The following is an 8453-nucleotide window of genomic DNA, read 5'->3' on the forward strand; positions in this document are numbered from 1 at the left end:
ACCCTCGGTCGTGGGCTGGCAGGGGTGTCATGAACAAGGCCCCTGCGGATGTCGAAGAAGTTGAAAGCTGCAATCATTGCAGCCCTTGTTGCTCTGGCTGCTGGTTTCGCTATCAGCAACGGGCTGATAAGCCAGCAGACGGCCGACGAGATCAAGGCCAGGACTGACCAAGTTTTGACCGAGGAGGCAGCCCAGCCTGCACCTCAGCCTGCCTCCGATAATCCCCCTGCACCTTCTACGGAACCTGCGCCGCAAGCTCCGAGCCCGCTTGCCGGAGCACAGCAGCAAGAGTCTCAACAGGGTCAATGAAAAAGCCCCCCGCACGAGCGAGCCTCTCTCGCAATCACCACACCTACGGAGTGTATCGTTTTAATACAATCGCCAATTGGTAGACTCGCACGATGGATAGGCAGTTAGTTTCAGCGTCAGGCTAAAAGGGGGAAATGCCTCGACCTGGGAGAAAACGATGTCCATTCAAAAAGGTGACTATCGAACAAACAGAGCCGACTACGCGATTGCCGCGACGCATGGCGATGTGCTCGCCGAAGACAGCGTTCGAGACGAGATTCTGGCAAGAAGAAAAAAGTCCCTGTGGCTAAAGGAGCGGCGATCAGCCAAGTCAGCTGAGAACCCAATGGACAGCTCGCCGCTGCCTAGAAGAAACCCTCGCGGTTAGACGCCACGGCCACCTTCCGCGATCGCACCATACCCGCACACCACCGATTCGCCCATATTTCCGGAGGCAGCCGCCGGTATTGACCTCTCGTATGGCGGCCCTACTTCGTGACGAAATGGCTTCCGTTCTTTTTAGAAGACGGCGGGACTAAAGTCTTGTGCGCTACACGCAAAGGTCTGAGGGGTCCTGTTCGGTTCCGGAAATGTCTGCTGGACGTTCCATTATTTTAGTCAATCGAGATATAACCTTCCCTTCTACTTCCCACCCGACATCCGCGCCTGATGCGGCCGTTCGTATCCGCAGTTCCGCAGATTCAGCGCCTTGTGTAGACATGCAACTGGTCGATCGCGTCCCGAGTGCCCTCAGCCCGGGCCGAGTTCCCTCAGCCGACGCGATCACCGTTTTTCGGATCGAACAAATGCAGCGACTCCGGATCGGCCGCCAGCCGCACCACGTCGCCGGGCTTCACGCCGGCGCGGCCCATGGCAAAGATGCAAAGCTGCTGGCTGGCCAATTTGACGTAGAACTGCGTCGAAAGCCCGAGTGGCTCCACCACCCCCACCTCGCCCTTCAACGCCCCGTCATCCGCCAGCCGGATATGCTCGGGCCGCAGACCGACGGTGATGGCGTCACCGTCCTTCAGCGGCAGGCCTTCCGGCAGGCGCAGCGCCTGGCCATCGGCCAGTACGGCCTCCGACGTACCACGCTGACGAACCGTCGCCGGCAGAAAATTCATGCCGGGTGAACCGATGAAGCCAGCGACGAACATGTTGGCCGGCCGGTCATAGAGATCGAGCGGCGCGCCGACCTGCTGGATCAGCCCGTCATGCATGACGACAATCCGGTCTGCCATGGTCATCGCCTCGATCTGGTCGTGCGTGACGTAGACCGATGTCGTCTTCAGTTGCTGGTGCAGTGCCTTGATCTCGGCGCGCATATGGACGCGCAGCTTGGCGTCGAGGTTCGACAGCGGCTCGTCGAACAGGAAGACCTTGGGGTCGCGCACAATCGCACGGCCCATGGCGACGCGCTGACGCTGGCCGCCGGACAGTTGCCGCGGCAAGCGCTGCAGGAACGTGTCGAGCCCGAGCCGCTTGGCGGCGCCGTCCACCCTCGCGTCGATCGTCGCCTTCTCCGCCTTCTTCAAGAGCAGGCTGAAACCCATGTTCTTCGACACGTCCATATGCGGATAGAGCGCGTAGGACTGGAACACCATGGCGATGTCGCGGTCCTTGGGTGCTACATCATTGACCAGCCGCTCGCCGATGCGGATCTCGCCGCCGGAAGCCTCCTCCAGCCCGGCGATCATGCGCAAGAGCGTGGACTTGCCGCAGCCTGACGGCCCAACCAGGACGACGAACTCGCCATCGGCGATTTCAAGGTCGACCGCGTGCAGGACGCGGACGGCGCCATAATCCTTGCGGACTTTTTCGAGCGTAACAGAGGCCATCGATCTATCCTTTGACGGCGCCGGCGGTCAGGCCGGTGACGAGATAGCGTTGCAGGAAGGCGAAGAAGATGCAGACCGGGATCAGCGCCAGGACGGACGCGGCCATCATCTGTCCCCAGTCGACGGCGAACTTGCCTATGTAGGTGAGCAGCCCAACCGCGAAGGTTTTCTTGTCATCGCTGGAAATCAGCATCAGCGCGAACAACAGCTCGCTCCAGGCAGCTGTGAAGACGAAACCCAGTGTCGCACCCATGCCGGGCAGCGTCAGCGGCACGATCACCTTGCGCATGGCCTCAGCGCGCGTGCAGCCGTCGATCATTGCCGCCTCTTCCAGGTCCTTTGGGATACCATCGAAGAAGGACTGCATCAGGAAGGTGGCGAAGGCTGTGTTGAAGGCAGTGTAGATGATGATCAGCCCGATCAGGCTGTTGGTGAGGCCAAGCTCGCCCATGACGCGGTAGATCGGCGGAATGACCATCACCAGCGGGAAGGTTTGGGTCAAAAGCAGCATGATGGCGAGCGCCGCCTTGCCGCGGAAGGTGAAGCGCGACATGGCATAGCCGGCGAGCGTGGCAATGACCGTCACCAACGCCGCCGTCGCCATCGAAACGATGACACTGTTCAGGAAATAGCGTGGGAAATCAGAGACTTCCAGAACGATATAGAAATTCTGAAAGGTCGTCTGCGACGGCCACAAGGTGATGCCTTCGGAATAGAGCAATCGCTCCGGCGTGACCGATATTTTCAGTGTCCAGAAGATCGGGAACAGCGCGAAGATCATGTAGGTCGCGATGGCGCCGTAGAGGCCGATACCGCTGAGAAAGCGTGAAGAGGTGGAGCGCCCGGCGATCATCAGACGTGCCTCACGATTGAGCGCCGAATGCCGATCAGCGCCACGGCATAGACGATGAGCAAGACGAGCAGCAGCACCGCCACCGCCGAGGCGTAGCCCTTGTCCAGGGACTTGAAGGCGCTGACATAGATGTAGACCGGCACGGTGCTTGTCGACCCGGCGGGACCGCCTGCCGTCATCACAAAGATCAGGTCGGCAAATGTGGCGATCCAGATGGTGCGCAGCATGACGGTGATGGCGATGGTTGGCGCCAGGAACGGCAGCGTCACCTTGGTGAAGCGCTGCCACGGCGAGGCACCGTCGATGGCAGCGGCTTCATGCAGTTCCGACGGGATCGACTTGAGCGCCGCGAGCAGCGTGATGGCGAAGAACGGGATGCCGAACCAGATGTTTGCGATGATCGGCCCCCACATCGCGGTGGCCGGGTCGGACAGGATGCTGGTGGTCGACTCAGCCCTGAGCCCCAATGCGAAGAGCCAGTGCGGCAGCGGTCCGATGATCGGGTTGAACAGCCATGCCCAGGTCAGGCCCGACAGGAACGAAGGCACGGCCCATGGCAGAAAGACCACAGCCTGGACAAATTTGCGTCCGACGAACGGTTTGTCGAGAAGCAGCGCCAAGCCAAGGCCAAGGAAGAACTGGAAGAACAGGCTGGCGACTGTCCACCACAGCGTGTTGACCAGCGCCTGCCCGAGCACCTGGTCCGACAGCATCGCCTGATACTGTCCGAGCCCGACATATTCCGATTTGAAAGCCGAGAATTTGCGGAAGGAGTAGCTGATGCCGATGATGAGCGGCACCAGAAGCACCACGACCAGCAGGATGATCGCCGGGCTGAGATACAGCCATGGCTCGATTGCGGCGTGCGAGAGCCGCTTGCGACGCGGCTTGCCGGCGGATCGTATTTCGGACACGGCGTAGGTCATTGGGTGAGGATCGGCTCCCTGGAGCGGCGTCGGGGACAGCGTCCTTCTCCCCGTCACTATACGGGGAGAAGATGCCGGCAGGCAGATGAGGGGCAGTGCTGAGCTGACAGAACTTGGCGCCGCCCCTCATCCGGCCCTATCGGGCCACCTTCTCCCCGTGAAACGGGGAGAAGGAAAAAAGGCGGCTACTTCTTGTTCTTGGCCAGCCAGTCCTGCTGTTCCTTGGTCAGGAACGTGGCCCATGCGTCGGCCGCTTCCTTGGCCGTCTTCTGGCCAAGCAGGACTTCCTGAAAATTCTTGATCGCCACCTGGTCGACGAAATTGCCAAGGTTTTCCAGATGCGTCGGCGGGGTCACCATTTCATATTTGGAGGTATCGCTGAGCTCCGTGAACCAGCCCTTGAACTGCTCGGTCTTGAAATGGGCATCCTGGTCGGCGCCCTTGTGGATCGGGACGACGCCGACTTCCTTGGCCCATTCGAGATTGTCCTTCGGCGACAGCAGCGTCGCCATCAGCTTCCAGGCATCGTCCTTGTGCTGCGAGTTGGCAAACATCGCCCAGCCGGCATAGCCCAGCGTCGGATAGGACTTGCCGCTCGGCCCGACCGGCATCGGCGCCACGGCGAAGTCGTCGGCGCTCATCTTGTCGGCGATGCCGAGCAGCGCGTCCGGATCCTGGTTGAGCATGGCGCAGGTGCCGGAGTAGAAGCCGGTGACCGTTTCGTTGAAGCCCCAGCTCACCGCATCTTTCGGCGCCAGGCCGTCCTTGTACATGTCGGCCAGCATCTGCAGGCCCTTGACCGAGCCTTCGTCGTTGATCGTCGAGGTGCCGTCCTCGTTGAAGTAGCCACCCTTGCCGGCGGCGATGTTCATGAACATGTGCATGCCGTTGAAGGCGCCCGGCCCGCCGCGCAGGCAGTAGCCGTACTTCCCCGGGAGCGCGGAAATCTTCTTGGAATCGGCAATGAAATCATCAAGCGTCGCCGGCGGGCCATCGAGGCCGGCCTCTTTGAACAATTTCTTGTTCCAGAACAGCGCGTTCACATAGTAGCCGTAGGGGATCATGAACTGGGTGTTGTTGACGGTCGAGCCGAACTGCTTGGCGCGGTCGCCGAGCGTCTTGGCGTCGTCCCATTTGGCCATATACGGGCCGAGATCCTCCAGCTGGGCATTGTTGGCATAGAGACCCATCCAGCGTTCCGGCATTTCGACAATGTCGGGCGTATCGCCGGCCTGCACCATGGTCAGGAACTTTTCAAAAGCCTGGCCCCAGGGCAGCGAGATCAGCTCGACCTTGACGCCCGGATTGGCCGTTTCGAACTCGGCAATCTGCTTCTTCAGGAATTCGGTGCGTGGCGGGCTGGTGATGACTTCGACCATTTTCAGGGTCGAATCGGCCATAGCGCTTCCGGCGAAAATCGCCAGCCCCGCAACGGTGGCAAGCATGACGGTCAGTTTTTTCATGTTCAAGACTCCCATTTTGAACCCGCTTGTTATTTTCTGGCTTTTTCGAAGGCTTGGGCGACATCAGCCCACAGGTCTTCGACACTCTCCAATCCGACATTGAAGCGGATGGTTCGGGGGCTGACGCCGAAGCGCGCCATCGAATTCAGGCCCGGCGTCTGCTCCAGCGACGCCTTGGCCGGCACGACCAGGCTTTCATGCCCGCCCCAGCTGACGCCGATGCGGAAATATTTCAGCGCATCGACGAAAACGGGGATGTTGATATCGTCCGTCACCTCGAAGGAGAACAGACCGGCATAGCCGGCCAGTGTCGCCTTGCCTGGATGGTTCGAATAGACGGGATGGTTGACCCGCTCGACATTGGCATGCGCCTTCAGCCGTTCGGCGATGGTCAGGCCGCTCTTCATGTGGTGCGGCAGGCGCAGCGGCAGCGTGCGCAGGCCGCGCAACAAAAGCCACGCCTCGAACGGTGACAGCTTGCCGCCGAGATAGGAATAGGTCTGCTCGTTGATGTGCTTGATATGGGCGGCCGAACCCGCCACGACGCCGGCGACGGTGTCGCTGTGGCCGCCGAGATATTTCGAGGCCGAATGCAGCACGAGGTCGACGCCATGCGTGATCGGCTTCTGGAACACTGGCGTCGCCCAGGAATTGTCGATCGTGGTGACGATGCCCTGCTCCTTGGCCAACCGCGTCAGATGCGCGATGTCCTGCAGCTCGAACATCATCGAGGTCGGGCTTTCCAGGTAGAGCAGCTTGGCGCCGGGAAGTGCCGCCGCAACCGCGTCCGGGTCGGAGCCGTCGACATAGTCGACCTTGATGTTGAGCCGCGGTAACAGCCGCTCGAACAGCCGGTAGGCATCGCCATAGCAATTGCGCACCGCCACAATGCGCTCGCCTGCCCCAACGAAGGCAAGCACCGTGGCGCTGATCGCCGCCATGCCGCTGGAAAAGCCGCGCGCTGCCTCGGCACCTTCGAGCGCGGCGACACGCGCCTCGAACTCCATCACCGTCGGATTGTCACCACGCGAATAGATCGGCTGCCGTCGTTTGCCGGCAAAAGTGTCTGCCATCTCGGCATAATTGGCGAAGGTGAACAGCGAGGTCTGGTAGATCGGCGGCACCACCGCACCGCCGGGAAACGGTTCGTCATGCGCCAAGAGTGTCGCCGCCTCGGCAAGATAGTCGTGATCGAAACCGGATGGATGCTCGTTCATGTCTGGCTCGAAAGTTTGAGTTTGGCGGCACCGCGCTTGAGGTCGTCCTCGACGGTGGCGATCAGCTTGAGCGCCTCGTCGCGGGCTCCCTGCGGGTCACGCGCGGCGATGCATTCGTAGATGGTGCGGTGGTAGGGAAAGCTGGCGTGGCCAAAATCGCGCACGCCGAGCGGATGCTCCCAGAAGCGATGGAACAATTCGTACATGGCGGCGATGATCTGCTCGAACAACGGATTGCCCGAGGCCCGGTAGATCGCCTGGTGGAACTCCCAATCCTCTTCCGACGACATGCCGTCGCGCGTGCGGAACGCCTGCTCCATGATGTCGAGCTTGCGCGCGATTTCGGTGATATCTGCCTGGCTGGCGCGTTCGGCGCAAAGAGCTGCGGCCTCCGCTTCCAGCGCGCGGCGGATCTCCATCGTCTGCATCAGGCTGGTGAAATCATTGCCGCCCGCCAGCGTCAGCGGCATGTGCAGCATGTCTGGCGAGACGGCAACCTTGAGATAGGTGCCGCTGCCTTGCCGGCGCTCGACGAGGCCAAGCCCTTCCCAGCGAGTCAGCGCCTCGCGCACCGTGTTGCGACTGACTTTCAGCCGCTCGGCCAGAATACGCTCGGTTGGAAGCCGCTCGCCCGGCTGCAAAGCCTCGGCGCGGACAAAGCCCACCAACGCCTTCAGCACGGCGTCATCGCGCGCCGTCGTCTGAATGGGTGGCAGGCTGTTCTGGTCCACGTCACCTCCAAGTGGTCCAATGGTCCAACCAATTTCTGCATAGATGGAACCTCCTGTCAATCGGTTGTCAGGAGAACTGTCGAAGGTGGCGACGCAATGCGTTTCGGGCGCTCGTGTGAACCAGCATCGACCGTGTCTGCTAATCAGCGGCAGCGGGCGGTCCGAACCAAGTGGTCAGCGCGTCCATCAGGCCTTGTTGGGTTCCCACCCCAACCCAAGCCACATAGCCATCGGGCCGGATCAAGACGGCGTCGGTCGCGGCGACCGTCCCCAAGACCGGGAGCTTCCAGGCACCGGCGTACCCGGCGTCGATCTGCCGGACCCGATCGGCCCAGGGGGCGATGTCCAGCCTGCCGGGCTCACCGAGGTTGAGGAGCACCGGCCGCGCGTCGTGCAGCAAGGTGAAGAGCCGCAACGGCCCGTTGGCGGTGATCAGATCGAGGTCCGGCATTCGCCGCCCAAGCAGTGGGTGCCCCTCGCCGAGGTCGTAATGGACACCCAGGCCGGACATCTCAGCGGCGATCCGTTTGCGAGGCTCTTCCATGCCGAGCAACTCGGCAAAGATGTCGTTCAATGCCTTGGTGCGGGCATCCATGCGACGAAGCGCAACCTGTGCCATCGCGTTGCGCAGTACGCGGGCGGCAATCGGATGACGCTCGGCGTGATAGCTGTCCAAAAGGCTTTCCGGTGATATCTGCTTGACCACCTGGGCCAGTTTCCATCCAAGATTCACCGCGTCCTGCACGCCAATATTGAGCCCCTGTCCGCCCATCGGCGGATGCACATGCGCGGCGTCGCCGCCCAGCAGCACGCGTCTGTCGCGGTAAGAGGCAGCCTGTCGCGTCATGTCCGTGAACCGGGAGAGCCAGGTCGGGTTGTGGAGCCCGTAATCGGTGCCGTAGACGGCGACCAGCGCCTCGCTGAGATCGCGCAGCGTCGGTTCGCCTCCGATGGTCAGTTGCCTCTCGGTCAGCACGACACCGACCCGGCCGCCTTCCTCGATCTTGCCTATCGCATGGATACCGTAGGCGTCGCTGCGAAAGCCCCATGCCGGCTCCTGCACCATCTCGACCTCGGCAATCATCCAACTCATCGTAGGATCCTGCCCAGCGAACTCGATGCCCGCCGCCTTTCGGA

At 61.6% G+C, this 8453-nt stretch carries 9 protein-coding genes; 2 read left to right on the plus strand and 7 right to left on the minus strand.

The window, feature by feature from the left end:
• The first annotated feature begins 48 nt into the window (after positions 1-48).
• Positions 49-309, plus strand: coding sequence for a hypothetical protein (locus EN993_RS26170; RefSeq protein WP_127265207.1), 261 nt, complete (start codon positions 49-51; stop codon positions 307-309).
• 157 nt (positions 310-466) lie between these two features.
• Complete coding sequence (locus tag EN993_RS26175; protein ID WP_109671478.1) at positions 467-676, plus strand: hypothetical protein; 210 nt, start codon at positions 467-469, stop codon at positions 674-676.
• Positions 677-1058: 382 nt separating this feature from the next.
• On the opposite strand, the gene ugpC is transcribed toward EN993_RS26175, so the two are convergent.
• The 7 genes from ugpC to EN993_RS26210 all read right to left on the minus strand — a co-directional run.
• Positions 1059-2126, minus strand: coding sequence for a sn-glycerol-3-phosphate ABC transporter ATP-binding protein UgpC (ugpC, locus tag EN993_RS26180; protein WP_127265208.1), 1068 nt, complete (start codon positions 2124-2126; stop codon positions 1059-1061).
• Positions 2127-2130: 4 nt separating this feature from the next.
• On the minus strand, positions 2131-2979 hold the full coding sequence (locus tag EN993_RS26185) for a carbohydrate ABC transporter permease (protein WP_127265209.1): 849 nt from the start codon (positions 2977-2979) through the stop codon (positions 2131-2133).
• Entirely contained in the window at positions 2979-3905 is a 927-nt protein-coding gene (locus tag EN993_RS26190) for a sugar ABC transporter permease (protein ID WP_127265210.1), read from the minus strand. Before EN993_RS26190 ends, EN993_RS26185 begins: the two co-directional genes overlap by 1 nt.
• A gap of 185 nt (positions 3906-4090) precedes the next feature.
• Entirely contained in the window at positions 4091-5368 is a 1278-nt protein-coding gene (locus EN993_RS26195; RefSeq protein ID WP_109671482.1) for a sugar ABC transporter substrate-binding protein, read from the minus strand.
• Between the two features lie 29 nt (positions 5369-5397).
• The gene (locus EN993_RS26200; protein ID WP_127265211.1) at positions 5398-6585 is read right to left on the minus strand and encodes a PLP-dependent transferase; all 1188 of its coding nucleotides are present in this window, start codon (positions 6583-6585) and stop codon (positions 5398-5400) included.
• Positions 6582-7316, minus strand: a complete 735-nt coding sequence (locus EN993_RS26205) for a FadR/GntR family transcriptional regulator (RefSeq protein WP_109671484.1) — start codon at positions 7314-7316, stop codon at positions 6582-6584. The genes EN993_RS26200 and EN993_RS26205 overlap by 4 nt, the downstream gene beginning before the upstream one ends.
• A gap of 139 nt (positions 7317-7455) precedes the next feature.
• The coding region (locus tag EN993_RS26210) for an FAD-dependent monooxygenase (RefSeq protein WP_206532418.1) at positions 7456-8453 on the minus strand (998 nt) is incomplete at its 5' end.

It is taken from the genome of Mesorhizobium sp. M7D.F.Ca.US.004.01.2.1 (assembly GCF_003997785.1).
In the GTDB taxonomy this organism is placed as follows: domain Bacteria; phylum Pseudomonadota; class Alphaproteobacteria; order Rhizobiales; family Rhizobiaceae; genus Mesorhizobium; species Mesorhizobium loti.